This window comes from Aeromonas sp. LsrichE-8G (genome assembly GCF_022869435.1).
GTDB lineage: Bacteria > Pseudomonadota > Gammaproteobacteria > Enterobacterales > Aeromonadaceae > Aeromonas > Aeromonas caviae.
In genome coordinates this window covers 24,162-47,067 of the sequence record NZ_JALIHH010000069.1, presented here as the reverse complement: position 1 = coordinate 47,067, position 22,906 = coordinate 24,162, and the positions used below count along the sequence as shown (strand labels likewise).

Annotated in this window: 19 protein-coding genes and 1 pseudogene; 7 read left to right on the top strand and 13 right to left on the bottom strand. The window is 64.7% G+C overall.

Features of this window, described 5'->3' with window-relative positions; genetic code table 11:
* Window position 1 precedes the first annotated feature (1 nt).
* The 4 genes and pseudogenes from MUW49_RS12570 to MUW49_RS12555 all read right to left on the bottom strand — a co-directional run bounded on the left by MUW49_RS12570 (window position 2) and on the right by MUW49_RS12555 (window position 4,211).
* Window positions 2-340, bottom strand: a complete 339-nt coding sequence (locus MUW49_RS12570; protein WP_244812842.1) for a nuclear transport factor 2 family protein — start codon at window positions 338-340, stop codon at window positions 2-4.
* Window positions 341-508: 168 nt separating this feature from the next.
* Window positions 509-2,098: a peptide chain release factor 3 gene (gene prfC / locus MUW49_RS12565; RefSeq protein ID WP_103255304.1), complete on the bottom strand. Its 1,590-nt coding sequence runs from the start codon at window positions 2,096-2,098 to the stop codon at window positions 509-511.
* Window positions 2,099-2,342: 244 nt separating this feature from the next.
* Window positions 2,343-3,614 (bottom strand): annotated as a pseudogene (locus MUW49_RS22075) (diguanylate cyclase).
* A 435-nt stretch (window positions 3,615-4,049) separates the two neighbouring features.
* Window positions 4,050-4,211 carry a hypothetical protein gene (locus MUW49_RS12555; protein WP_244812841.1) on the bottom strand — a complete coding sequence of 54 codons (162 nt, stop codon included), beginning with the start codon at window positions 4,209-4,211 and terminating at the stop codon, window positions 4,050-4,052.
* A 195-nt stretch (window positions 4,212-4,406) separates the two neighbouring features.
* Between MUW49_RS12555 and MUW49_RS12550 the strand changes: the two genes are divergently transcribed.
* Complete coding sequence (locus tag MUW49_RS12550; protein WP_039039409.1) at window positions 4,407-5,411, top strand: sensor domain-containing diguanylate cyclase; 1,005 nt, start codon at window positions 4,407-4,409, stop codon at window positions 5,409-5,411.
* A gap of 12 nt (window positions 5,412-5,423) precedes the next feature.
* On the opposite strand, the gene viaA is transcribed toward MUW49_RS12550, so the two are convergent.
* Entirely contained in the window at window positions 5,424-6,878 is a 1,455-nt protein-coding gene (gene viaA, locus MUW49_RS12545; protein ID WP_043155380.1) for an ATPase RavA stimulator ViaA, read from the bottom strand.
* Between the two features lie 95 nt (window positions 6,879-6,973).
* Window positions 6,974-8,587: an ATPase RavA domain-containing protein gene (locus MUW49_RS12540; protein WP_041211041.1), complete on the bottom strand. Its 1,614-nt coding sequence runs from the start codon at window positions 8,585-8,587 to the stop codon at window positions 6,974-6,976.
* 216 nt (window positions 8,588-8,803) lie between these two features.
* Between MUW49_RS12540 and MUW49_RS12535 the strand changes: the two genes are divergently transcribed.
* Complete coding sequence (locus MUW49_RS12535; protein ID WP_049635924.1) at window positions 8,804-9,241, top strand: DNA polymerase III subunit psi; 438 nt, start codon at window positions 8,804-8,806, stop codon at window positions 9,239-9,241.
* A gap of 74 nt (window positions 9,242-9,315) precedes the next feature.
* Entirely contained in the window at window positions 9,316-9,765 is a 450-nt protein-coding gene (gene rimI, locus MUW49_RS12530) for a ribosomal protein S18-alanine N-acetyltransferase (protein WP_113978432.1), read from the top strand.
* Between the two features lie 72 nt (window positions 9,766-9,837).
* Here the strand turns inward: rimI and MUW49_RS12525 are convergent, their stop codons facing one another.
* Complete coding sequence (locus tag MUW49_RS12525; RefSeq protein WP_042016521.1) at window positions 9,838-10,380, bottom strand: hypothetical protein; 543 nt, start codon at window positions 10,378-10,380, stop codon at window positions 9,838-9,840.
* A 181-nt stretch (window positions 10,381-10,561) separates the two neighbouring features.
* Here MUW49_RS12525 and MUW49_RS12520 point away from each other — a divergent pair, with 181 nt between their 5' ends.
* On the top strand, window positions 10,562-12,352 hold the full coding sequence (locus MUW49_RS12520; protein ID WP_161470180.1) for a long-chain fatty acid--CoA ligase: 1,791 nt from the start codon (window positions 10,562-10,564) through the stop codon (window positions 12,350-12,352).
* A 60-nt stretch (window positions 12,353-12,412) separates the two neighbouring features.
* Here MUW49_RS12520 and MUW49_RS12515 read toward each other — a convergent pair whose 3' ends face one another.
* The 4 genes from MUW49_RS12515 to MUW49_RS12500 all read right to left on the bottom strand — a co-directional run bounded on the left by MUW49_RS12515 (window position 12,413) and on the right by MUW49_RS12500 (window position 15,972).
* Window positions 12,413-13,627, bottom strand: coding sequence for an aldose 1-epimerase family protein (locus MUW49_RS12515; protein WP_043155385.1), 1,215 nt, complete (start codon window positions 13,625-13,627; stop codon window positions 12,413-12,415).
* Window positions 13,628-13,854: 227 nt separating this feature from the next.
* On the bottom strand, window positions 13,855-14,547 hold the full coding sequence (locus MUW49_RS12510; RefSeq protein WP_043155387.1) for an aspartate/glutamate racemase family protein: 693 nt from the start codon (window positions 14,545-14,547) through the stop codon (window positions 13,855-13,857).
* 135 nt (window positions 14,548-14,682) lie between these two features.
* A complete protein-coding gene (locus MUW49_RS12505; protein WP_010672906.1) occupies window positions 14,683-15,273 on the bottom strand; it encodes a LysE family translocator in 591 nt (196 codons plus the stop codon).
* Between the two features lie 102 nt (window positions 15,274-15,375).
* Window positions 15,376-15,972: a LysE family translocator gene (locus MUW49_RS12500; RefSeq protein ID WP_039039402.1), complete on the bottom strand. Its 597-nt coding sequence runs from the start codon at window positions 15,970-15,972 to the stop codon at window positions 15,376-15,378.
* A gap of 116 nt (window positions 15,973-16,088) precedes the next feature.
* On the opposite strand from MUW49_RS12500, the gene MUW49_RS12495 reads away from it, so the two are divergent.
* The 3 genes from MUW49_RS12495 (at window position 16,089) to MUW49_RS12485 (ending at window position 19,735) form a co-directional block, all read left to right on the top strand.
* The gene (locus MUW49_RS12495; RefSeq protein ID WP_161470179.1) at window positions 16,089-17,462 is read left to right on the top strand and encodes a PLP-dependent aminotransferase family protein; all 1,374 of its coding nucleotides are present in this window, start codon (window positions 16,089-16,091) and stop codon (window positions 17,460-17,462) included.
* 29 nt (window positions 17,463-17,491) lie between these two features.
* A complete protein-coding gene (locus MUW49_RS12490; protein ID WP_041211035.1) occupies window positions 17,492-17,956 on the top strand; it encodes a hypothetical protein in 465 nt (154 codons plus the stop codon).
* 141 nt (window positions 17,957-18,097) lie between these two features.
* Entirely contained in the window at window positions 18,098-19,735 is a 1,638-nt protein-coding gene (locus tag MUW49_RS12485; RefSeq protein WP_210538377.1) for a hypothetical protein, read from the top strand.
* 36 nt (window positions 19,736-19,771) lie between these two features.
* On the opposite strand, the gene MUW49_RS12480 is transcribed toward MUW49_RS12485, so the two are convergent.
* A complete protein-coding gene (locus MUW49_RS12480; RefSeq protein ID WP_041211033.1) occupies window positions 19,772-21,085 on the bottom strand; it encodes a sodium-dependent transporter in 1,314 nt (437 codons plus the stop codon).
* A 412-nt stretch (window positions 21,086-21,497) separates the two neighbouring features.
* Window positions 21,498-22,811, bottom strand: a complete 1,314-nt coding sequence (locus MUW49_RS12475) for a sodium-dependent transporter (RefSeq protein WP_109112598.1) — start codon at window positions 22,809-22,811, stop codon at window positions 21,498-21,500.
* Between the last annotated feature and the right edge of the window lie 95 nt (window positions 22,812-22,906).

Below are 22,906 nucleotides of genomic sequence, written 5' to 3'. Positions count from 1 at the left end.
CTCAGGAAGGGAAATAGAACCAGGCGGTCTGGATAAGACCCTCCTTCACCTCGAACACCGCCACGCTCTCGATGGGCTCGGGGGAGAGGCCGTGGATCAGCTCGTGATCAAACACCTTGTTGCCCAAGACGGTGCGTGACAGCAGCTCGGCCTTGAGCAGCGGGTTGTTGAATCTGTGCTGCGCATAGAAGGTTCGCAGCGCTCCCTTGCCGACTGTGCTCGGCGTCTCGGTCGGCATGCGATAGCCTTTGAAAACCGGGGCAAAGCAGGCCACGAAGGCGTCGAGATCGTGGGCATTGTAGGCGGCAAACTGCGCCTCTACGGGTTGGGTGACGGACATGTCTCTCTCCATGAGTGAAATTTAAATCACTTATCCTTTGTTTTTATTCACTCATCAAGCCCCGGATGGGGATCTACGCCCCTTCCAATGACACGCCCCATAACAAAAAACCCCGCCGAAGCGGGGTCTCTCTGGTCATCAGCCACCCGCTGGGTGCGGGCGGGGTGATCAGTGTTCGCGGGTCTGGCGGAAGTGAACGTCCGGGTGACGCTCCTGTGCCAGGCGCAGGTTGACCATGGTCGGCGCGATGTAGGTGAGGTTGTCACCGCCATCGAGGGCCAGGTTGACCTCGTTCTTGCGCTTGAACTCCTCGAACTTCTTGACGTCGGTCCCTTCCACCCAGCGGGCGGTGGCGACGTTGACCGCCTCGTAGATGGCCTCGACGTTGTACTCGCTCTTGAGGCGCGAGACCACCACGTCGAACTGCAGCACACCGACCGCACCGACGATGAGGTCGTTGCTGATGAGCGGACGGAACACCTGCACCGCCCCCTCTTCGGAGAGCTGCACCAGCCCCTTGAGCAGCTGCTTCTGCTTGAGGGGGTCACGCAGGCGGATGCGGCGGAACAGTTCCGGCGCGAAGTTCGGGATGCCGGTGAACTTGAGATCTTCACCCTGGGTGAAGGTATCGCCGATCTGGATGGTGCCGTGGTTGTGCAGACCGATGATGTCGCCGGCACATGCCTCGACCGCCTGTTCACGGTCACCGGCCATGAAGGTGACGGCGTCGGAGATGTTCACGTCCTTGCCGATGCGCACGTGGCGCATCTTCATGCCCTTGCTGTAAGTACCTGACACGATACGCATAAAGGCGATACGGTCGCGGTGTTTCGGGTCCATGTTCGCCTGGATCTTGAACACGAAACCGGAGAACTTCTCCTCGGTCGCCACCACTTCGCGGCTCTCGGCCTTGCGCGGCATGGGGGCTGGCGCCCAGTCGGTCAGGCCATCCAGCATGTGGTCGACACCGAAGTTGCCGAGGGCGGTCCCGAAGAAGACCGGGGTCATCTCGCCGGCGATGAAGGCATCGTGATCGAACTCGGGAGAGGCGCCCTGCACCAGCTCCAGCTCGCCACGCAGCTGGGCAGCCAGATCTTCGCCGATGGCGGCATCCAGCTCGGGGTTGTTCAACCCCTTGACCACCCGCTTCTCCTGGATGGTGTGGCCCTGACCACTCTGATACAGGTAGGTCTCGTCCTTGTAGAGGTGATAGACCCCCTTGAAGGATTTGCCACAGCCGATGGGCCAGGTGATGGGGGCGCACATGATGTTGAGCTCGCGCTCCACCTCGTCCATGACCTCCATCGGGTCGCGCACTTCGCGGTCCAGCTTGTTCATGAAGGTGAGGATGGGGGTATCCCGCAGACGGGTCACTTCCATCAGCTTGCGGGTCCGGTCTTCAACACCCTTGGCGGCGTCGATGACCATCAGGCAGCAGTCGACCGCCGTGAGGGTACGGTAGGTATCTTCGGAGAAGTCCTCGTGACCCGGGGTGTCGAGCAGGTTGACCAGGCAGTCGGCGTAGGGGAACTGCATCACGGAGGTGGTGATGGAGATACCGCGCTGCTTCTCCATCTCCATCCAGTCGGATTTGGCGTGCTGGCCCGAGCCACGGCCCTTGACGGTACCGGCGCGCTGAATGGCCTGTCCGAACAGCAGGACCTTTTCGGTGATGGTGGTTTTACCCGCATCCGGGTGCGAGATGATCGCAAAAGTGCGTCTCTTGGAGACTTCACTCAGAAATTCAGCTGACATAATTCGACGTTCTTCTATTGAGCGGCGGCCTGGAGCCACCGTGGGAAAAATGCGGGACAGCACCTTGGAATCAGGGCGCCCATGCAGACAACGACACCACGCGGGCGGGTCAGTGACCGCCGGTGGAGACAGGAGAAGCGCGTTGCATTACATGGGTCTGGCCCCGGATCAAAGCAAAATTGCGCGGCATTATACCCGCGCGAGTGAAAAATACCCAGCCCGCTATCACGGGGGCCCGGGGTCGGCCTCACCGGGCCGTCATCACCCGGTTGCGCCCCGCCAGCTTGGCCTCGTACATGGCCTCGTCGGCCCGGCGCGCCAGCTCGCCCAGGTTGTCATCCTCGGGTTTGTACTGGGCACAGCCGATGCTGATGCGAATGGGGTGATCCGCAGGCACCCCCTCAATCTCGAGACGGGCGACAGCCTAGCGGATCCGCTCCGCCACCTCGACGGCCTCGTTCAGGAGGGTATCCGGCAGCAGCACCAGAAACTCCTCACCGCCGTTGCGCCCCACCCTGTCGAGGCTGCGCAACTGCTCCTCGATGCACTGGGCCACGGCGGTGAGCACCCTGTCACCCACGTGGTGGCCCAGCTGGTCGTTCACCTTCTTGAAGTGATCCACATCCAGCAGCAGCACGCACAGGGGGTTGCCCTCCTCCCGCGCCTGGGTGAACCATTTGCGCCCCTTGGCCTGGATCTGGCGCCGGTTGTGGATGCCGGTCAGTTCGTCCGTCATGGCGAGACGCTGCATCTTGCGGGTGCGCCCGCGCTGGTGCACCACCAGGGTACCCATCACCACCAGCAGCAGGGCCACCACCAGGTATTGCCAGTAGCGCCGCTCCTGCAACTGCTTGAGTTTCTCCGCCTGCAACTGCTGCTGGGACCTGAGGGTCTGGTTTTCCAGCTCCTTGCGGGCGAGATCGAACTCGAAACGCATCTGCAAGGAGCGCTGTTCCCGCAATCTGAGCTCGAGGGCCTGGCGGGTCTCGACATAGGTCTTGAGGCTGGTGAGGGCCGACTGGATATGCCCCTGACGCTCCAGCACCCGGGCCCGTGTCTCATGCACCCGGGCGAGGAAGCGCAGGTTATGCACCCGGGTAAAGATAGGCTCGGCCTCGTCCAGGTGCCGCAGCGCCTCGCCGGGTCGGTTCAGGGCCTCGAGGACCTCGGCCATGACGAGGTGCCAGTGGCCCAGGGTGACGCTGTCCGCCCCCTCCCCCTGATGAAGGGAGGCTGCCGCCTGATCGAGCTTGATCATGGCCTGGTCCGGCTTGCCCTGTTTCTGCAGGATGGTGGCCAGCTCGATCCGGCTCCAGGCCAGTACTCCTTCCTGCTTTGACCCCAGATAGTAACGCTCCGCTTCGGCCATCAGGGGCAGCGCCTTGTCGTACTCTTCGGTGTCGATGTAGAGGAGCCCCTGCTGGCTGTGAATGTCCACCAGGTGCTCCTCGTCCCCGAGCTGCCGGTAGTCGTGTTCCAGCTCGTTGAAGTAGCTCTCGGCCCGCTCATAGAGCCCCATCCTGCGATAGGCATTGGCAATATTGGCGAGCCCCTCGCGCCCCTTGGCCTCCAGCCCGAGCGCCTCGTAGCGCTGGTGGGCATCGATGAGATCCATCAGCCCCTCCGCCAGCTCCCCCTGGTAGGAGTACATCTCCCCCCGCAGACTCAGGATGTCGGCACGCTGGCGCTCATCCCCGAGCCGGCGAACCAGGGTCAGGGCGGCGTCGTAATCCTCCCCGGCCCCGGCCATGTTGCCGAGCAGTTGCTGGTGATACCCGCGGCAGGCGAGCAACCCTACCTCGGTGACCCTGTCCTTGCGGGCACGGGCCTGCGCCAGCTCCTGCTCCTGCTCGGCAAACGCCACCGCGCGGCGAAACTCCTCGTCCCGTTCACCCCGCAGGGCCCAGCACTGCAGCCGGGCAAGGCGGCCCTGCACCTCGGGCGGATAGTGTGCCTATCCGGCAGTCAGGGCGGCGACGCGCTCGCGAAACACCTGCACCGGCATCGTCGACTCTTCCAGTCGCTGCAACGCCAGTTGCAACTCGTCCCCAGCCAGTGGCGTCGCCTGGGCCAGGGCAACCCCCAGCAACAGACCACCTCCCATCAGGATCTTCATGCGGACATTTTCTCCTCTTCACTGGCCGGACGCCGCGCTCACCGCTGTCATCATATCCCCACAGACTCTGGGCGCACAGCCGCCAGAGGGTGAGAAAACTCCTCATATCGAACAAGAGCCTCCCCTATCCCCTTCTTTACAGAAGGAGAGAGTGCATCGACTATATATGCTTTCGAACAGGGGAAGGGATGAGGAATGACCTACGAGGAGCTGAGGGAGGCTTACGACAGGTTGTTGCTGGAGAACGAGCGTCTCAAACGCATCGCGGATGACGCGCGGGAGAAGCTGGACGCAGCCATGGATGGCACCGGCCTGTGCATCTGGCAGAACCATGTGCCCACCGGCAAACTCATCATCTTCAACCGGCGCTGGGGCTCCATGCTCGGTTACCAGCCCAAGGAGCTGTCGGCCCACTTCGACGTCTGGCGCGCCCACCTGCACCCGGAGGACAGGGAGCAGGTGCTGCAGGCCTTCTTCGATCATTTGGAGGGCAAGAGCCCGTTTTATCAGGCGATGCACCGCATGATCGCCAAGGATGGCAAGACCACTTGGGTGCTGGACCGGGGCCGGGTGGTGGAGCGGGATGATCAGGGCAACCCCGTCCGGGTGATGGGCACCCACATCGACATCACCCACGAGAAGGAGTACGAGCAGCAGCTCGCCCAGCTTGCCCACCGGGATCCCCTCACCGGCCTGTTCAACCGCACCGCGCTGCACCGCCACTTTCCCGGGGAGTACCAGGCCATCTGTTTCATCGATCTCGATGACTTCAAGCTGGTGAACGACAACCTGGGCCACCGGGCAGGTGACGAACTGCTGGTCTCCCTTGCCCAGCGCCTTCGCCACTGCTGCGGCGAGGAGGTACGGCTGGGACGCATCGGCGGGGACGAGTTCGTGCTGCTGCTGCCCTGGGCGTGCGACGATCCCCGCACCAGCCACCTCGCCCGCCAGTGCATCGATGCCATCGCCACCCCCTTCGAGCTGCCCAACGGGGACGCCTCGGTGGGACTGAGCATGGGGATTGCGGCCATCCGGCCCCAGGACGATTTCGGCGCAGCACTGGCCCGGGCGGATCAGGCCATGTACAGGGTCAAGCGCAGCGGCAAGCGGGGTTTTTACATTGCCCAGCCAAGCGGTCAGCCGCTGCTGGATCAGGAGCAGGTCAACGAACGGGGCCTCTACCACAGGCCCACGCTCTGAGCCTGAGCGCCCTCAATGGCGCTGCCAGCGCCGCAGCAGGCGTCCACGCAGGCCGCAATCGAGCAGCCAGCTGTTGTCGAACACCCGCAAAATGGCCGCCTTGGCGTGACGGGACATGGCGACCGCATGGAAGCGTGTCTGCTGCGCCCGTCGCCGGTTCATCCGCTCGAGCAGGGCGTGGGGCAGGTTCTGGGCGATGAAGTCGGAGATCACCAGCACGTCGGCCTTGGCAAAGGCGGGTTGTTCAAGCTGGGTCAGGGCCTGCTCCAGGCAGGGCACCAGATCGGTCCCCCCGTGAAAACTCATGGAGAGAAAGCGCTCCGCCTTCTCAAGCCCGGTGTCGGCGGTGATCTCCAGGGTCGCCACCTCGGTGGAGAAGAGCATCAGATAGCAGCCCCGCTTCTCCTCCATCGCCCCTTTGAGCAGGGCGAGAAACAGCGCCTTGGCACACTCCTCCGGATAGCCCCCCATGGAACCTGACGTATCGACGCAGACGATGAAAGGGCCACGCGGCTGCACCTCCTGCCCTCCCTGCTCGGGGGAGCGCAGCATCAGACGCTGGCGCGGCAGGGTGCCCCGCGACTGGTAGCTCAGCAGGCGCCGCTCCAGATAACGGCGATAGAACTCCAGCTCCAGCTCCGGCAGCGCCAGCATCACCGCCTCGCTCGGCAGGAGGCGCATCAGATCGCTGGCCGGGTGCACCCCCACCAGATCGTCGGGCACATCGTCACTTTGCACCTCCTCCAGCTCGTGCACAGGCACCGGCGGCAGCGTCCTGTCCTCGCTGCGCCGCTCCCGCTCGCTGCGCCCAAGCAGGGCGGCGATCTCCGCGAGCAAAGGCTCCTGCTGCAACATGCCGGCGTACTGCTTCACCAGCGCCAGGCTGCGCTTGTGCCAGCTCCCCTGGGCCAGATCCCAGAGCCCCCCGGCGGAGATCTGGTGCGGATCCAGGGCATCGGCCAGGGTCCGGTTGGCCAGCAGTTGATCCTCTATCTCCTGGCGCTGCTTCTCCCGCTCCGCCTCCGCTATCTGCTGCTGCAACTGCAACAGGCTGCCCACCAGGCTGGCGCGCCACTTCTCGATGAAGAGCTGGCGCAGCCCCTCGGTGGGCTGGGCCACTATCTGGCGCACCAGGCTGCGGGCATCCCCCGCGAAGGGGCTGTGCTGCTCAAGGGCTTCCAGCAAGGCGGGCAGGCGCCCCACCAGCTCCGGCAGGGGCAGTTGCCGGTGGGCCTGATAGAGCAGGTATTCCCGCTCGAGAGCCACCGGCACCGGCTTGTGGCGCATCTCCTCCCCAAGCTGTTCGCTCCAGGTCTGGATGCGCTTTCTGAGCAGCTTCCCCTGCAGGGGCGAGCGCTTGAGGAACTCGGAGATCTTGGGGGTGGAGGCAAGCAGCAGCGCCATCTCCCCCGCCAGCTCCCCCTCCCCCATGAGCAGCCCCAGGTCCATCATGCCGATCTCTAGCATGGGCCACCCCGGGCGTTGAGATGTGATGGAGTATCATGCTGACGAAACATGTTTTTCATCCTGTTTATTTCACCAATCCCACGTCAGGCGCGACGTCACCCCTGTGCATCGAGAAGAGGCAGACGATCCCGCCACTGCTGCAGCTCGGCCCCCAGCCGCTCCAGGTCCCGGCTCAGCACGAAGAAGCTGTCCTCCACCTGACGCAGCCAGTTGTCCCCCACGAACAGATGGGGCTGGTGACGGTCGAACAGGTTGCGCTGACCCTTGAGATTTTGCAGCACCCGGTTCACCTGGCCCGTCAGGTCGTCCAGGGCCGACAGCCAGGGGGCCATCACCACCTCGGGGATGGGGGTGCGCTCCACCAGCATCAGTGGCACGGGCTGGCGCTGGATATCCAGCACGTGCAGCCGCAACTGCTCGTCCAGCACCAGCTCGTAGTGCCCCTCCTTGGGGTTGCCGAGGGGCCAGCCCACCAGCGCCTCCCCGGTGGGGTGCCAGTGAGAAAGCAGGGTGCGATCGAAGGTGAGGGTGCCGGTGAGGCGCTCGGGATCGCTGCCATCCAGGGGCGCCGGGGTGAGCAGCTGGAAGTGCACCAGCTTGCCGAACGGCCTGGCGTTGGCCAGCGGCAGTTCGGTGCCGCGGGCGCGGCGGCCGAACCACTGCTTGCGCTTGACCGCCTTGCAGCCGATGCGCAGGGCGACCGCCCCCTGCAACTGCTTGAACTGCTCGCGCAGGGAGAGCAGCTCCCGGGTCAGCGCCAGTTGCTGGTAGCCGTAGAGGCGGGAAAACTCGCCGATCATCTCCAGCAGCGCGGTGCGGGAAGCCTCGTCGTGCCAGAGGCAATCCTTGAACAGCAGCAGATCCAGGGGAGCCACCTCGTCGCGGCCATTGAAGAAGGCGCTCGCCTTGATGAGCCGCACCGCCTTCTTCCAGCGCCGATCCGAGACATAGCAGCCGTGCCCGAGCTGACTGTCGAGCTGCTGGCGTAGCTGGTAGATGAGTTCGAAACAGGCGTCCGGCAGGCGCACCTGCTCGATGGCATCCTGCCAGGCGTCGTACTCTTCCCCCCGAATCTGCACCGAGGGGGTCAGGTTCTGATGGGACTGGCCATCGCTCGCCAGCATGGCCTGGAAGTTGGATTTCTCCTGCACCCTGTCCATCCAGACCCGCACCAGCATGCGGTCGTAGAGCGCCTCCAGCCCGCTGTCCGGGGCCGGCAGCTCGTTCGAGGCGGTGACCAGCAGCCGCATGGGAATGGGGTGCTGGCTGTCGCCGTTGCGAAACTGCCGCTCGTTGATGGCGGTGAGCAGGGTGTTGAGGATGGCGGGGCCCGCCTTCCAGATCTCGTCGAGGAAGACCACCTCGGCCTCCGGCAGGTAGCCGCTGGTCAACCGCAGGTACTTGCCATCCTCCTTGAGCGCCTGGATGGAGAGGGGGCCGAACACCTCCTCCGGCGTACTGAAACGGGTCATCAGGTATTCGAAATGGCGGGCATCCTGAAACGCCAGCTTGAGGCGCCGCGCGATCAGGCTCTTGGCGATGCCCGGGGGGCCCAGCAGAAAGACGCTCTCGCCACTCAGGGCCGCCAGCAGGCCGAGCCGCAGGGCATCCTGGCGCTCATACAGTCCCTCACCAAGGGCGGAAAGGAGCCGTGGCAGACGCTCATGAATGGGGGTGGCACGAACAGTATTCTGGGCTAAAGGCGGCATAGGCACAGTTCCGAAGCTAATAGGTCATCCGTGGTGACGGGGTCCGGCCTCTGGCCCCGCCCCACTCTCATTGTCTGTCATCTCTGCCCCCGGGGAGGCGCTCGTTTGCCATCGCCACAGGGCGAAAAGCGCACGTCCGGGGTGCAGCAAATCCCGCGAGAGTGTACTCTGCGCATCATTATTTACCCCAACGCAGATCAAGAGTGAGCCTTCGCCATGCAAGATCCCCTGCTGGACCCGCTGCGCCAGCGCATCCTGGCCCGCATGGGCATCCCCCTCTGGCAACAAAGAGGCCGACTCCTGGCGGGAGGCACCAGCCCCGACGGCGCCGCGCAGCCGGCAAACACGCCCGCCGACGAGGTGCTGGCCCCGCAGGAGACTGCCCCTCTGCCGACCGGCAAGCTCTGGCTGCTGGCAGAGACGCTGCCCGCGCCCTCCCTGCTCGGGGACATCTGCCGCTGGCTCGGCCTTGGCACCGACGAGGTCTCCCTGCTGTCCGAGATGCCTTCCCTGCCCGCGGGGGCCACTTCGCCCCTGCTCTGGCTGACGGCGCCGGACCCTCGCTGGCCCGATGCCCTGGTCTGCCCGCTCAAGCCCGATGGGGCGCACAAGCGCGCCCTCTGGCAGCAGTGCCGGCAGCGCCACACCCCTTGATGCTCACGACCATGGCACGGCCATGGTGTCCATCGCAAGCCTGAATCCCGTCCGGAGTGACCATGTCTGACCTCTTGCCCCACTTTCGCCCCCTGCTCGAATCGGACTTCGAAGCCATCTACCCCATCGAGCAGGCCGCCCACCAGGAGCCCTGGAGCCAGGCCAACCTGCTCTCCTGCTTCGGGCCGCGCTATCTCAACGGCCTGATGCTGGTGGACGGACGACCGGCCGGTTTCTACATCTCGGATCTGGTGGCGGGAGACAGCTCCCTGATGAATCTCTGCGTGCACCCCGATTTTCAGGGCAAGGGGCTGGGGCGGGCGCTGCTCAGGGAGTACCTGGTCCGCAGCAAGGCCGGCAAGGCCGAGGCCTGGTTCCTGGAGGTCAGGGCTGGCAACCGCACCGCCATCAACCTCTACGAGAGCGAGGGGTTTGCAGAATATTGCCGCCGCGCCGACTACTACGGCACCGGGCAGGAGAGGGAGGATGCCGTGCTGATGTCCCGTCTGTTCGACTTCGGCTGACAACCCACAGCAGACCGCCGTCAGCGGGCGCCCCCCTCTGACCTCCCTGACTCCCCCGCTTCGCTTCCCCCCTCAGGGCAGGGGCGCGTTGTCGATGGAGGGGTCTTCCAGGCTCAGGGTCACCCTCAGCACGGCCTCGAAGGCGGCTCCCGAGAGGGGCATGAAGAAGCCGCGGCCGTAGGTGACACCGGGCATCCAGATCTGTTCGATATCCACCGCGATCTTGATGGGGCGAAGCGGCTCACCCGGTCGCTGGACATAAATGCCAGGGGCCGTCGCAACCTGGGGGAAGCGGCGCAGAATGTGCTCGCTGCCATCCCCCGCATCCGGGTTGAGTCGCACCTTCACCAGCCCCGCCAGGGCGGATTGCATCTCGGGGGCACGCCACAGCCTGGTATTCAGCGCCTTGCAGCGTCGGCACTTGGCGCGCTCGATCACGTAGAGCAAGGGGTATCCTTCCCTCAGCGCCAGCCGCTGCGCCTGCTCATAGCCCTCGGCGCCACTCAGCCAGGGATTATCCTGCTCCCCCGCGCCCCCCAGCAGATACCAGAGGGCGCCTGCCCCCGCCAACAGCAGCAACACGCCGGTGAACAGGCTCTTGATCCCGATATTCATGGTGCAACTCCCTGAATGAATCCGATCCCTGCCCCCTATCATGCCTCACTCTCATCTGGTTGACGACTTTGTGATCCAGGACAAATGGCGCACACTTGTAAGCTGTAATGTTAGAGTTTAAACTCCAGCCCCGATTTTGGTGCCCCTGCGGGCGCACAACTGTTACTTGAGGATGCGTGAGATGTCGCAGTTTCATCTGGTTAGAGTGATGCGTGAGCGTATTGCCCGCCTTGGCAACAAGGCCGCCCTGCGCGTCCAGCAGGATGGCCAGTGGCGCGCCATCGGCTGGCGCACCCTGGGTCAGGCCATGGATTATTGCGCTCAGGGACTGATCCGGGCGGGCCACCAGTCCGGCGAGATGGTCGGCATCTATGCCCGCAACATGCCCGAGTGGACCCAGGCCGACCTCGGCATCCTGGCCGCCCGCGGCGTCAGCGTGCCCATCTACCCCACCAGCACCCTCGATCAGCTGCGCTACATCGTCAAGGATGCCGGCATCAGGATGCTGTTCGTGGGGGAGCAGCCCCAGTTCGATCAGGCGCTGCACCTCATCGACAGCGGCGAGATAAGCCACATCGTCGCCCTGGACGGCACCGTCGATCTGCGCGGCTGCGCCGCTGCCAGCCACTTCCAGACCTTCCTCGTCTCCGGCAACCACCCACCCAGCGAGCTGGTGCTGCGCGAGCGCGAGCGCCACTACCGCATGGACGACCTGCTGACCCTCATCTACACCTCGGGCACCACGGGCGAACCCAAGGGGGTCATGCTCGATTTCGCCAACATGGCCGCCTGCTTCGAGATGCATGACGCTCGCCTCGACCTCAGCGAGCAGGATGTCTCCCTCTGCATGCTGCCGCTGAGTCATGTGTTCGAGCGTGCCTGGAGCTACTACGTGCTCTATTGCGGCGCCGAGAACGTCTACATTCGCGACCCGCAGAAGGTGATGGATGTCATCGGCGAGGTGAAGCCCACCGTGATGTGCGCCGTGCCCCGCCTCTACGAGAAGGCCTACGCCATGATCCAGGCCAAGGTCGCCCAGGCGCCGCGCCTGCGCCGCGCCCTGTTCGGCTGGGCCACCCGGGTGGGCAAGCAGATGGTCGCCACCCGTCAGGCGGGCAAGTCCGCCTCTCCCCTGCTCTATGGCCAGCTCTGGCTTGCCGAGCGCCTGGTGTTTCGCAAACTGCGCGCCCGTTTCGGCGGTCGTACCCGCTTCCTGCCGGTGGCGGGCGCCCGTCTCGCGGACGAGGTGAATCTCTTCTTCCAGGCCATGGGGCTCAACCTCAAGTACGGCTACGGCATGACCGAGACCACCGCCACCGTCTGCTGCTATGAAGACACCCAGTTCAGGCTGGGCTCCATCGGCACGGCGCTAAACGGCATCGAGGTTAAACTCGGCGAGAACAACGAACTGCTGGTGCGCGCCCCCACCGTGATGCGTGGCTACTACAACAAGCCGGAGGCCACCGCCGAGGTGATGACCGAGGATGGCTTCCTGCGCACCGGCGATGCAGGCGAGCTGGATGACGAGGGCAACATCTACTTCACCGAGCGCTTGAAGGAGCTGATGAAGACCTCCAACGGCAAGTACGTGGCGCCGCAACTGGTGGAGGGGACCCTCGGCAAGGATCGCTTCATCGAGCAGATTGCCATCGTCGCCGATGCCCGCCACTTCGTGTCGGCGCTCATCGTGCCCTGCTTCGAGTCCCTGGAGGAGTACGCCCGCTCCATCAACCTGCAGTACCAGTGCAAGACCGAGCTGCTGCGCCACTCCCGAGTGATGGAGTTCTTCGAGGCCCGCATTCAGGATCTGCAAAAGGAGCTGGCCAAATTCGAGCAGGTGAAGAAGTTCACCCTGCTGCCGAGCGCCTTCTCCATGGAGCTCGGGGAGATCACCCCCACCATGAAGCTGCGCCGCAAGATCATCGAGGCCAAGTACCAGCGCGAGATAGAAGCCATGTACAGCCACGTCTGATCGACGGGCCTGATATGAAAAAGCCGCTCATGGAGCGGCTTTTTGCTGGGCGTCTCTCCCTTATGGCAGCTTGACCAGGGGTTGCTCGCGCAGCTCGGTGGCCCGACCGCCCTGGATCTTCTCCACCTGGGCCAGGGCCTGCTTCACCTCGTCGGCATTTTGCAGCAGGCGATAGGTCAGATCGAAGGTCTTGGTCTCCCCCGGCTGGATCTTGGGGACCAGCCCGAGCGGGCGCTGGTACTTGGTGCTGTAGGCATAGCTGGTACCGGGTTCGATGCCGGTCACATAGCCCTGGGCCCGGGTGTCGGTGTTCTTCCACAGGGTCAGCACCGGCAGCTGTCGGGTGTTGTAGCCCACCGCCACTCCGGCGTTGCCGGCCCGGTTGTTCAGCACTGCCAAGGTATTGCCGTCGGCGTCGCTGTAGGGCACCAGGTTGAACACCATCTCGTCGAAGCCCTTGGTGGGCCCCAGATAGGTTTGCCAGCCCTTGAGTCCGGCCTTCGCGTAGTCATTGAACGGGGAGATCTGCTTCACCGGCGTGCTCACCCTGGCTCCCTCCTCCAGAATGGGGGCCCCGAAGTTGCCGTGATAGATGATCTGGTACTCGTTCTCGTAGTCCGCGTGGTTGGTCAGCTTGTCCTGCAGGGCAAACTCCGCCTGACCGGGCACCACGCTCAGCTGGGTCCAGGTGACCAGTTCGCTCATCTTGAAGGTGCGCTCGTCCACCCGGCCCAGCACGTGGATGGCATAGGGCGGCTCTTCGTCCACGGTCACGCTGACCACGGAGGCGGGAATGTTCTGCACCCGGCCATGCAGGCTCTTGAGGCGGCCGTCGTCATCCACTCCGGGATGACCCGTCCACTCGTAGCCGCAGCGCACCAGCATCTCGTTGAAGCCGTCGAGCCAGCCGAGGCCGCCACGGCTCTCGAGATCGATGAAGGCGGGATTGACCACCTCCCTGACCGGTGAATCCCAGCCGAGGCGCAGATCCGCCGCCTTGACCTCCTTGATCCCCATGCCGCGGGTCGGCACCAGGGTGATTTTCATGACGCCGTTGTCGACGATGAGCAGATCCACCCCTTCCTGGCGGCCGCCGTGCAGGCGTTTCTTCTCGATGGTGAAGGGAACCGGGCTCTTGATACCGAGCTTCTCGCTGGTGATCTTCCAGTCCCCCACATCCAGCCCTTGCTGGGAGTCGGTCAGCAGAAATTCGGCGGCGTGACCCGCGGTGGCGCCCAGGGCGAGCAGCACGGCAATGGAGAGTTTCTTCAACATGGATATATCCTCGTGTCTCTTGTTTTTGTGAAAGCTGAATCGTTTCAGTGATCGAAAACTAGGCGTCTGATGCCCCGGACTCAAGAGACAAAAAGAGGAAATGTGAGCCGATTGACAATAAAAACGGCTTCAGCCCTGCTGAAATGAAGGCTGACTCACAGTTATGAAAGGAGGAAAAAACAGGCGGGGCGCCGAGAGGGGCGCCCCCTCACCCCGCCCGCACCACATCAGGCAAGGGCCAGCGTCACCGCGGCTTCGGCGTGGATGGCGGTGGTGTCATAGAGAGGCACGGCGGCCTGGCACGCCCCCACCAGCAGGGCGATCTCGGTGCAACCCAGGATCACCGCCTGGGCACCGGTCTGTGCCAGATCGGCGATGATGGCCAGATACTCGGCCTGAGACGACTCGCGAATATCGCCGAGGCAGAGCTCGTCATAGATGATGCGGTGCACCCGCTCCCGTGCAGCGTCATCAGGCACCAGCACCTCCAGCCCGAAGCGCTCCTGGAGCCGCCCCTTGTAGAAATCCTGCTCCATGGTGAAGCGGGTGCCGAGCAAACCCACCCGGGTCACCCCGTCGGCCTGGAGGCGATGGGCCGTGGCATCGGCGATGTGGAGCAGGGGAATGTCGATAGCGGCCTCGATCTCCGGCGCCACCTTGTGCATGGTGTTGGTCCCGATCAGCAGGAAATCGGCACCACCGGCCTGGATGGCCCTGGCCTCGGCCGCCAGCAGACGGGCGGTGGCGGGCCAGTCACCGGCGTGCTGCAACCGCTCTATCCCGGCAAAATCCACGCTGCTCAGCAACACCCGCGCCGAATGCAGACCGCCGAGCCGCTCGCGAACCCCCCGGTTGAGGGCCTGGTAATAGCTGACGGTGGACTCCCAGCTCATGCCACCCAGCAGACCGATACATTTCATGGGATCTCCTTATGTCACCCGATGGTGCAAACCAATGCCGCAATCCCTCAGGGGGCGCGTTTGATTGCACCGCCCCGGCAATAAAAAAGGCCCCGAAGGGCCAACAAGACAGCCGGTAAAGGCTCAGGCCGAGGCCTAAACCCAGATCATCAGCACGCAGGCCGCCGTAGCGAGCCCCATGCCCAGATTGAAACGACGCCAGCCGGTGGCGGTGCGGATGAGGCGGCGCACCTGGGCACCGAACAGCACCCAGAAGGCACCGGTATAGAGGCCGGTCACGAAGAAAATGCCGAGCACCCAGCCTGCGGACGGCCAGTAAGCCTCCCCCGCCAGGGTGAAGCCGCTGATGGCGGAGAGCGCCATCATCCAGGCCTTGGGGTTCAGCAGTTGCAGCATGGCCCCCTGATGGGCCGGGATGAGCGGCCGGTTCCCCTCCGCCGGGCCACTGGCGTTGGCCACCTTCCAGGCCAGCCAGAGCAGGTAGGCCGACCCCACCAGCTTGAGGCCGTCGTGCAGCAGGGGCAGACGCTCGAACACCACCCCGAGCCCCAGGGCCGTGGCCAGGATCATCAGGTTGATGCCCCCCACCACCCCCACCAGCAGAGGCACGGAGCGGCGAAACCCCTGGGCGGCACCGGCACTGGTGAGCAGCATGTTGTTGGGGCCCGGCGTGCCACAGGTGATAAGGGCAAAGCCCGCCAGGGGGAGCAACCAGTTCAGATCCATCTCAACCTCGTTCAGATACGGCAAGCCTCCTAATATGCAGAGCCGACGCCCTGACGACAAGGTCAGCAATGCATTTTCTTTGCATGAAAAATCAAGGTGCTGTTAATACCAGAGCATCACCACGCACAGGGCGGTCAAGGCACCCAGGCTGCCGTTGAGACGACGCCACCCCTTGTCCGAGTTGATCCAGCGGCTGAGCTGATGGCCAAACATCACCCAGGCGAAGCAGACCGGGAACCCCGCCATGGGGAAGACACTCATGATGCCCCACATGCTCGGCCAGTAGTCGCTCCCCGGCAGGCTGAACAGACTGATGGCCGAGATCCCCATCATCCACGCCTTGGGATTGAGGAACTGGAAGCCCAGCCCTTCAAGCAGGGTCAAGGGGCGGGCACGGCTGGCGGGATCTCCGGGGGCGCCTGCCACCGCGATGCGCCACGCCAGCCACAGCAGGTAAAGGCTGCCCAGCACCTGCAGGCTCAGCTTGAGCAGGGGCCAGCGCTCGAACAGCGGATAGAAGCCGAGCGCCAGCACCAGTTGCAGCACAGGCTGGCCCACCGCCACCCCGATGAGATGGGGCAGGGTGCGACGCACGCCGAAGTTGGCACCGGACGCCGTCAACATCAGGTTGTTCGGCCCTGGCGTGCCGCAGGTGAGCAGGGCGAAGCCAAACAGGGTGGCATACCATTCGATGGTCATGGGGAGACTCCTTTCTCGCCACATTGTACCGATACAATGTGTGCTTGTTGGTTGTGTATAGGCTGATAATCACGCTATATTGCGGACAATCTTGGATCAATGGATTTATTGTCACCATGACAATCTGGACTCCCGACCTCACCCCTTTCGAGGGGCCCCTCTACCTCAAACTGGTCAAGGCCATCGAGCAGGCCATCGCCACCGGCATCCTCTCACCCGAGACCCGGCTGCCGACCCACAGGGCCCTGGCAGATAAGCTGGGGGTCACCGTGGGCACCGTCACCCGCGCCTACACCGAGGCGGAGCGACGGGGCCTGCTGGCGGCCCGGGTCGGGCACGGCACCTGGGTCAGGGGAGCGGCGGATCCCGCCAACGAATGGGTGATCCGCAATGAAGACAGCCAGCGCATCGAGTTGTGGCAGAACCTCCCGGTCCAGCTGGACAGGGGCGCCATCATCAGGCCCCTGCTCACCGAGCTGGCGCAGGGGGATCTCAACGGCCTGCTCGGTTATGACAAGGAGGCGGGACGCCCCGCACAGCGCCAGCTGTTCGTCGACTGGCTCGCCGAGCAGGGCATCACGGCGAGCGAAGATCGCCTGCTGTTCAGCCATGGTGCCCAGCACGGCATCATGCTGGCCCTGCTGGCCACCGGCTGCGTGGGAGAGACCCTGTTTTGCGAGGGACTGAGCTACCCCGGCATGCTGGGCAATGCACGCCAGCTCAAGAATCAGGTGGTGGGACTGGCGATGGATGAGGAGGGACTGCTGCCAGAGGCGCTGGATGCCGCGTGCCGTACCCGCCGGGCCAAGCTGCTCTACCTCACCCCCACCCTGCAAAACCCCACCACGGCCACCATGAGCCTGGCGCGACGCGACGCCATCGTCGCCATCGCCCGTCGCCACGATCTGCTGATCGTCGAGGATGACGTCAACGGCCTGCTGCCCGAAAGTGCGCTCCCTCCCCTGGTCAACCTGGCACCGGAGCGGGTCATCTACCTCGGCAGTCTCGCCAAGATCGCCTGCGGCGGCCTGCGGGTCGGCTTCGTGTTGTCCCCTCCCGCCCTTCGCAACGGCTTCGCCCAGGCGATGCGGCTGTCGAGCTGGATGGTGAGTCCGCTGCTCATCGAGCTGGCCTGCAAACTGGTGAGCCAGCGCCAGATCATGCCGCTCATCGAACACCAGCGAAAAATCCTGGCGCGCCGGGGTGAGCTCCTGCACCACCTGTTGCCGGGAGCGCGCTGGCAGCCGGGGTCCATGCACGCCTGGCTGCCGCTGCCCGAGCCCTGGCGCAGCCAGGAGTTTGCGGAGGCCGCCAACGCCCTTGACGTGGGGGTCGCCAGCGGAGAACACTTCGCCGCCGGCCAGTTTGCCGCCCCGCAGGGAGTACGCCTCAGCCTGAGTCAGCCCGCCACCGACGCCCGCGTCGCCGAAGGGCTGGAGCGCCTCGCCGGGCTGCTGAGGGGCACGCCGCCCACCAATCCCCTGCTATAGTCATTGACCCTGGCACCCGAGGAACCTTCATGTCTGCCGTCCGTCCCGCCCTGCTGATCGCGACCCTGCTGCTGGGAGGCTGCGCCTCCCCGGCCCATCAACAGCTTGGCGCCGCCCTGAGCGGGCTGGAGGGGGAGCTGACGCGGCTGGAGGAGGAGTTGGCAGCCATGAACGGCCTTCACTATCAAAAAGCCATCGACGCCCCGGTGGCGCTGCGCCGCTATCTCAAGGCCCCCGCACCGACGGCGGAGGGACTGGTGCCCGTGCAAAGCCGGCTGCAAGATGGCCCCCTGCTGCGCTACGACTACCGGCTGCCCGCCGGAATGACACAGCTGCCCACCGACAACCCCTGCCTGCGCTACGAGTTCGAGCTGCGCCGCCTCGGGCGCCTGGGCCAGCTCGAGCTCGCCTGGCAGGGAGAGTCGGGAGCCGGGGAGCTGCGAGTCCCCCAGCGGGACTGCCCCTTCTCGGCCAGGGGGCCCGGCCTTCAGTGATGCTTTCTTTGCCCTGCCCAAGGCTGGCACTGAGCCATTCCTGACCCAGGTGGGGTATTGACCCCCTCTGGCTCTCGCGGGAGAGTGGAGGCTAACTTTGAATCCAACCTCGCCCCCCCGACCGGCGAAGGAGCGTCAAAGATGCAGATCCTCCTCATCGAAGACGATGCCATGATGGGCTCGACCCTCACCCAGGGACTGAGTGATCTGGGGCTGCCCCCCACCGAGCTGTTCCACTGCAAAGAGATTGCAAGCCTGCCCGCCCTGCTGCGCCAGCACGCCTTCGATGCCATTCTTTGCCGCCAGTATCACCACCAGGCCCACGAGGGAGTCAGGCTGCTGCATGAAGCACACCACCTGGGCCTGCTCGCGCCCGGCTGCGTGCTCCTGCTGCTGGAGCAGGACGAGGACACCGGCCAGTTCCCCCCCTCCGACCTCTATTTCGCCCTGCGTCTGGCCGTGCCCTTCACCACGGAGCAGTTGGCGCACAGCCTGCAAGCGCTGCTGGCACTGACCACGGTGACCCGCCCCCTGGCCACCCCCATGACGCTCAGGGAGTGGCGCAGCGCCTGCGCCCAGTGCGAGGATCTGCTTTACCGGCACGCCAGCCACAAGGGGCTGGAAGCACAGATGGACAGGGTAAAGGGCTACATGCTGCTGCAAGCCGGGGAACGGGTGCAGGCCGCCCAGCACTACGCCATCTGCACCACGGAGCACGATGCCTGGTGGCCACGCCAGGGACTGAACCAGGCTCTGCTCGGGCTGAACCGGGTGGAGAGCGCCCACAAGGATCTGGCCCGCAACCGGGAGCGACTGCCCCCCGTCATCCATCAGGCGCTGGTTCTCGCCTGCCAACTGCACGAGGCGCAGTGGGATCCGGCCTGGGAAACCTTGTCAGGCTTGCTCCAACGCTGCCCCTGGCAGCCGCAGTGGCGCCAGGTGGCCATTTTGCTGGCCTTACTGCGAAGGGATGAAGGTCAGGTGCTGGCGCAGGCCAGCGATTTCATCCTGCGCTACTTCCCCAAACAGACGTTTCGCCACTCTGTCGAACGCTGCCTGCTGGATGCGACCCTGGCGGTGCTCTGGCATCCACCGGGAGAGGCCAGAGTTCATGGGCTGCAGCAGGCCCTGGAGGAGCTCGGCCAGCAGGCCGTGACCCTGCGGGCCCACGAGGAGGGGCTGCTGCGCGCCCTGATGCTGGGTCTGGATTATCGATTCGATGACGCCTTGATGCTGCTGGCCAAGCACCCGCCGGAGGCGGCGCGGGACAATCACCTCAACCAGTTGCTCGGGGTGGCCGTCAGCCAGTTCTGCGGGCTTCCCCACCATGCCCAGCGTTATCTGGCCCAGCTCGGCCAATATCAGGGGCCGGTGGCACAGACCCCGCTGTTGCAGGGGCTCATTTTGCAGGTGGTCGACGATCTGGCGCGGCAACTGGCGCAGCGGGAGCAGCTGCTGACCCAGCTGCGCGAGGAGCGGCAACGGGCCATGACCACGGGTCAGCTCCAGCTCGCCGTGCAGAGTGCTCTGACCCTGCAGGAGCGATTCCCGGCCCAGGCGGGGGATGCCTGGCAACTGCTGGTATTGCTGACCCAGTGCTGGCCCGCCGGCATGGCGGCCCCGGCGGTGGCCCGCCTGGTGGACAGGCTGGAGCAGCGTCTCAACCACAGTGCCGCCTTCCTGGAACACCATGGGAACGCCTATCGGGAGACCCTGCAACAGGTGAGATCCCACCTAGCCCCCAAACTGCCGCCCCTCGGTCCCCATCAGGGCCTATAGCCATCCAGGGCGGTGCATGCCGCCCTGGCAGGTGCGTTACAACAAGCCCCGCACCAGGATCCCCGCGATCAGCAGGGGGGCGACCAGCCGCCAGCACCAGAGCAGCGCACCACGCATCAGCGGCGAGAGATCCGCAGGCACAATACTGTCCCCCAGCTTCCAGCCAAGCAGCAGGGTCAGCACCAGACCGAACAGGGGCATCATCAGGTTGGAGGTGAGGTAATCCAGCAGATCGAACAGGGTCTTGCCAAACAGGGTGTAGTCAGCCCAGGGCCCGAACGACAGACTGACCGGAATGCCGCAGGCCATGATGAGCAGGGTCAGGACCCGGCAGGCATTGCGGCGCGACCAGCCCCACTCCTCGGTGGTGAAGCGCACCAGGTGCTCCAGCATGGAGATGGAGGAGGAGAGCGCCGCCACCAGCAGCAGCAGGAAGAAGATCACCGCCAGCCCCTGACCGAACGGCAGGTGGTTGAACACCGCCGGCATGGTCATGAAGGTGAGGCCGGGGCCGGCGGCAGGATCGATGCCGGTGGAGGCCAGCACCGGGAAGATCATCAGCCCCGCCAGCACCGAGATGCAGCTCGCCAGGGTGACCACCCAGACCCCGGAGCGCAGCGCCCCGTCACTGCTCGGCAGGTAGGCGCCATAGGTGGTGTGTACCCCGAGGCCAATGGAGAGGGAGAAGAACGCCAGCCCCAGGGCGTCGAGCACCCCCTGCCCCGTCAGGTGGGAAAAGTCGGGCATCAGGAACTGGCGTACCCCGGCCATGGCCCCCGGCATGGAGAGCCCGGTCACCACCAGGAGCAGCATCATCACGAACAGGGCCGGCATCATCCAGCGCAGCGCCCGCTCCACCCCCTGTTGCAGCCCTCCCTGCACGAACCACCAGGTGAGCCCGGCGAAGACGAGATGGGTGAGGGCCGGCCAGAGGGGATCGCTCACATAACCGGTAAAGAGTGCGGTGAGGGTGCTCGCCTCACTCAGGTTGAGCTCGCCGCCCACGGCCAGGGCTGCATAGCCCACGGTCCAGCCCCCCACCACGCTGTAGAAGCTGTAGATGAAGAAGCCACACAGGATCCCCATGTAACCCATCCAGCGCCAGTTCGGCCCCACCAGCTTGTGGAAGGCGCCGAGCACGCCGCGCTGGCTGCGGCTGCCGAGCAGGGTCTCCCCCACCAGCACCGCGACCCCCAGGGTGAAGCTGAAGAGCAGGAACACCAGCAGGAAGGCACCGCCACCGTTGGTGGCTGTCACATAGGGAAACTTCCAGATGGCGCCAAGGCCGATCGCCGAGCCGGCGGCCGCCAGCACATGACCAATACGGGAAGACCACTGAACCTGGCTCATACAACCTCCGGGCAAGACAACATCAGTTCGATACTCCATGGCTAGACGCGGTGTGCGCCGCAACAAAAAAGGCCGCCTGAGGGCGACCTTGGCAATGAACAGTCAGACAAACGACACCTGCAAGGTCACCTCTCCAGGAAGGGGCTAAATCGGCCACAGAGAGCGATAAGGGGTGACATGGGAGGGCGACGCCTGCACGGTAAAAAGGAGCCACAGCCTAAACCATGGCAAGAGAAGTTGACAGGAAATAGTCTAAAACAGAACCAAAAACAGATTTAACCAAAATAAAATATCGAAATTTCAGACAGTTACTCTGTTAATTTTTAATTAACAGATTTTTATAAAGAGTCAATCCTGCCACCCCACTCCCCGGCCAGCCCGGCCGGGGAGTGGCAGAGATGACCAAGCCTCCCTACACCAGGCCGCGCACCAGAATGCCGCCAATGAGCAGGGGAGCCAGCCAGCGCCAGCAGCCCATCAGCAGTGCCCGCCAGTGGGGAGCCAGCCCTTCGGGCAGCGCCTGGCGACCGAGCCGCCAGCCCAGCAGCAGCGTCAGGGCCAGCCCGAACAGGGGCATCATCAGGTTGGAGGTGATGAAGTCCAGCAACTCGAAGATGTTCTTGCCAAACAGGGTCAGGGTGGCCCAGGGACCGAACGACAGGCTCACCGGGATGCCACCCGCCATCACCAGGGCAATGACCAGGTTGCACGCCGCGCGGCGGGACCAGCCCAGGCTCTCGCACAGGAAGCACTGCAAGTGCTCCAGCAGGGAGATGGAGGAGGAGAGCGCCGCCACCACCAGCAGGGAGAAGAACACCACCGCCAGCCCCTGGCCGAAGGGCAGTTGCTGGAACACCGCCGGCATGGTCATGAAGGTGAGGCCCGGGCCCGAGGCCGGGTCAATACCGGTCGCCGCCAGTACCGGGAAGATCATCAGGCCCGCCAGCACGGCGATGACGCTCGCCAGCAGCACTACCCAGAGGCTGGAGCGACCGACCCCTTCGCTGGAAGGCAGGTAGGCGCCATAGGTGGTGTGGATGCCAAGGCCGATGGAGAGGGAGAAAAAGGCCAGCCCCATGGCGTCCAGCACACCCGACATGCCGAGCTTGCTGAAATCGGGCATCAGGAAGTGGCGCACCCCGCCCATGGCGCCCGGCAGGGTGAGGCCGAAGGCCACCAGCAGCAAGATCATGATGAAGAGGGCCGGCATCATCCAGCGCAGGGTGCGCTCCACCCCTTGTTGCACGCCGCCCCGCACGAACCACCAGGTCAAGCCGGCAAACAGCAGGTGGGTCAGCACCGGCCAGAGCGGATCACCGACGTAGTCGTTGAAACGGGCGGTCAGTGCCGCGCCGTCCCCCTGTTGCAGCTCCCCCGCCAGGGCCATGCCCGTGTACCCCAGGGTCCAGCCGCCCACCACGCTGTAGAAACAGAAGATGAGCAGGCTGCACAGCAAGCCCATGGCACCGACCCAGCGCCAGCGCCTGCCCATCAGTTCACCAAAGGCGCCCACCACCCCGCGCCGGGTCAGGCTGCCGATCAAGGTCTCCCCCATCAGCACCGCCACCCCCAGGGTGAAGCTGAACAACAGAAAGACCAGCAGGAAGGCGCCGCCACCGTTGGCGGCGGTGACATAAGGGAACTTCCAGATGGCGCCGAGACCGACCGCGGAACCTGCGGCGGCCAGGATGTAACCGAGCCGGGATGACCATTGGGGCTGCTTCATAAGAACTCCACGGGAAGGGCCTGCCAGCGAGGCACGAAATGGCGCTCAGAGTACGCCCGCGGGCGCGCAATCACTCGGCGTATATCCGATATAAA

What these genes read in the sequence shown, in the direction of transcription:
- MUW49_RS12490 (WP_041211035.1), top strand. Translation starts at nt 17,492, where the DNA reads ATGTCTGCCGTCCGTCCCGCCCTGCTGATCGCGACCCTGCTGCTGGGA.
- MUW49_RS12475 (WP_109112598.1), bottom strand. Translation starts at nt 22,811, where the DNA reads ATGAAGCAGCCCCAATGGTCATCCCGGCTCGGTTACATCCTGGCCGCC.
- MUW49_RS12535 (WP_049635924.1), top strand. Translation starts at nt 8,804, where the DNA reads ATGCAAGATCCCCTGCTGGACCCGCTGCGCCAGCGCATCCTGGCCCGC.
- MUW49_RS12505 (WP_010672906.1), bottom strand. Translation starts at nt 15,273, where the DNA reads ATGGATCTGAACTGGTTGCTCCCCCTGGCGGGCTTTGCCCTTATCACC.
- MUW49_RS12570 (WP_244812842.1), bottom strand. Translation starts at nt 340, where the DNA reads ATGTCCGTCACCCAACCCGTAGAGGCGCAGTTTGCCGCCTACAATGCC.
- MUW49_RS12500 (WP_039039402.1), bottom strand. Translation starts at nt 15,972, where the DNA reads ATGACCATCGAATGGTATGCCACCCTGTTTGGCTTCGCCCTGCTCACC.
- viaA (WP_043155380.1), bottom strand. Translation starts at nt 6,878, where the DNA reads ATGCTAGAGATCGGCATGATGGACCTGGGGCTGCTCATGGGGGAGGGG.
- MUW49_RS12555 (WP_244812841.1), bottom strand. Translation starts at nt 4,211, where the DNA reads ATGAAGATCCTGATGGGAGGTGGTCTGTTGCTGGGGGTTGCCCTGGCC.
- MUW49_RS12485 (WP_210538377.1), top strand. Translation starts at nt 18,098, where the DNA reads ATGCAGATCCTCCTCATCGAAGACGATGCCATGATGGGCTCGACCCTC.
- MUW49_RS12525 (WP_042016521.1), bottom strand. Translation starts at nt 10,380, where the DNA reads ATGAATATCGGGATCAAGAGCCTGTTCACCGGCGTGTTGCTGCTGTTG.
- MUW49_RS12480 (WP_041211033.1), bottom strand. Translation starts at nt 21,085, where the DNA reads ATGAGCCAGGTTCAGTGGTCTTCCCGTATTGGTCATGTGCTGGCGGCC.
- MUW49_RS12520 (WP_161470180.1), top strand. Translation starts at nt 10,562, where the DNA reads ATGTCGCAGTTTCATCTGGTTAGAGTGATGCGTGAGCGTATTGCCCGC.
- MUW49_RS12510 (WP_043155387.1), bottom strand. Translation starts at nt 14,547, where the DNA reads ATGAAATGTATCGGTCTGCTGGGTGGCATGAGCTGGGAGTCCACCGTC.
- MUW49_RS12515 (WP_043155385.1), bottom strand. Translation starts at nt 13,627, where the DNA reads ATGTTGAAGAAACTCTCCATTGCCGTGCTGCTCGCCCTGGGCGCCACC.
- MUW49_RS12540 (WP_041211041.1), bottom strand. Translation starts at nt 8,587, where the DNA reads ATGCCGCCTTTAGCCCAGAATACTGTTCGTGCCACCCCCATTCATGAG.
- MUW49_RS12550 (WP_039039409.1), top strand. Translation starts at nt 4,407, where the DNA reads ATGACCTACGAGGAGCTGAGGGAGGCTTACGACAGGTTGTTGCTGGAG.
- MUW49_RS12495 (WP_161470179.1), top strand. Translation starts at nt 16,089, where the DNA reads ATGACAATCTGGACTCCCGACCTCACCCCTTTCGAGGGGCCCCTCTAC.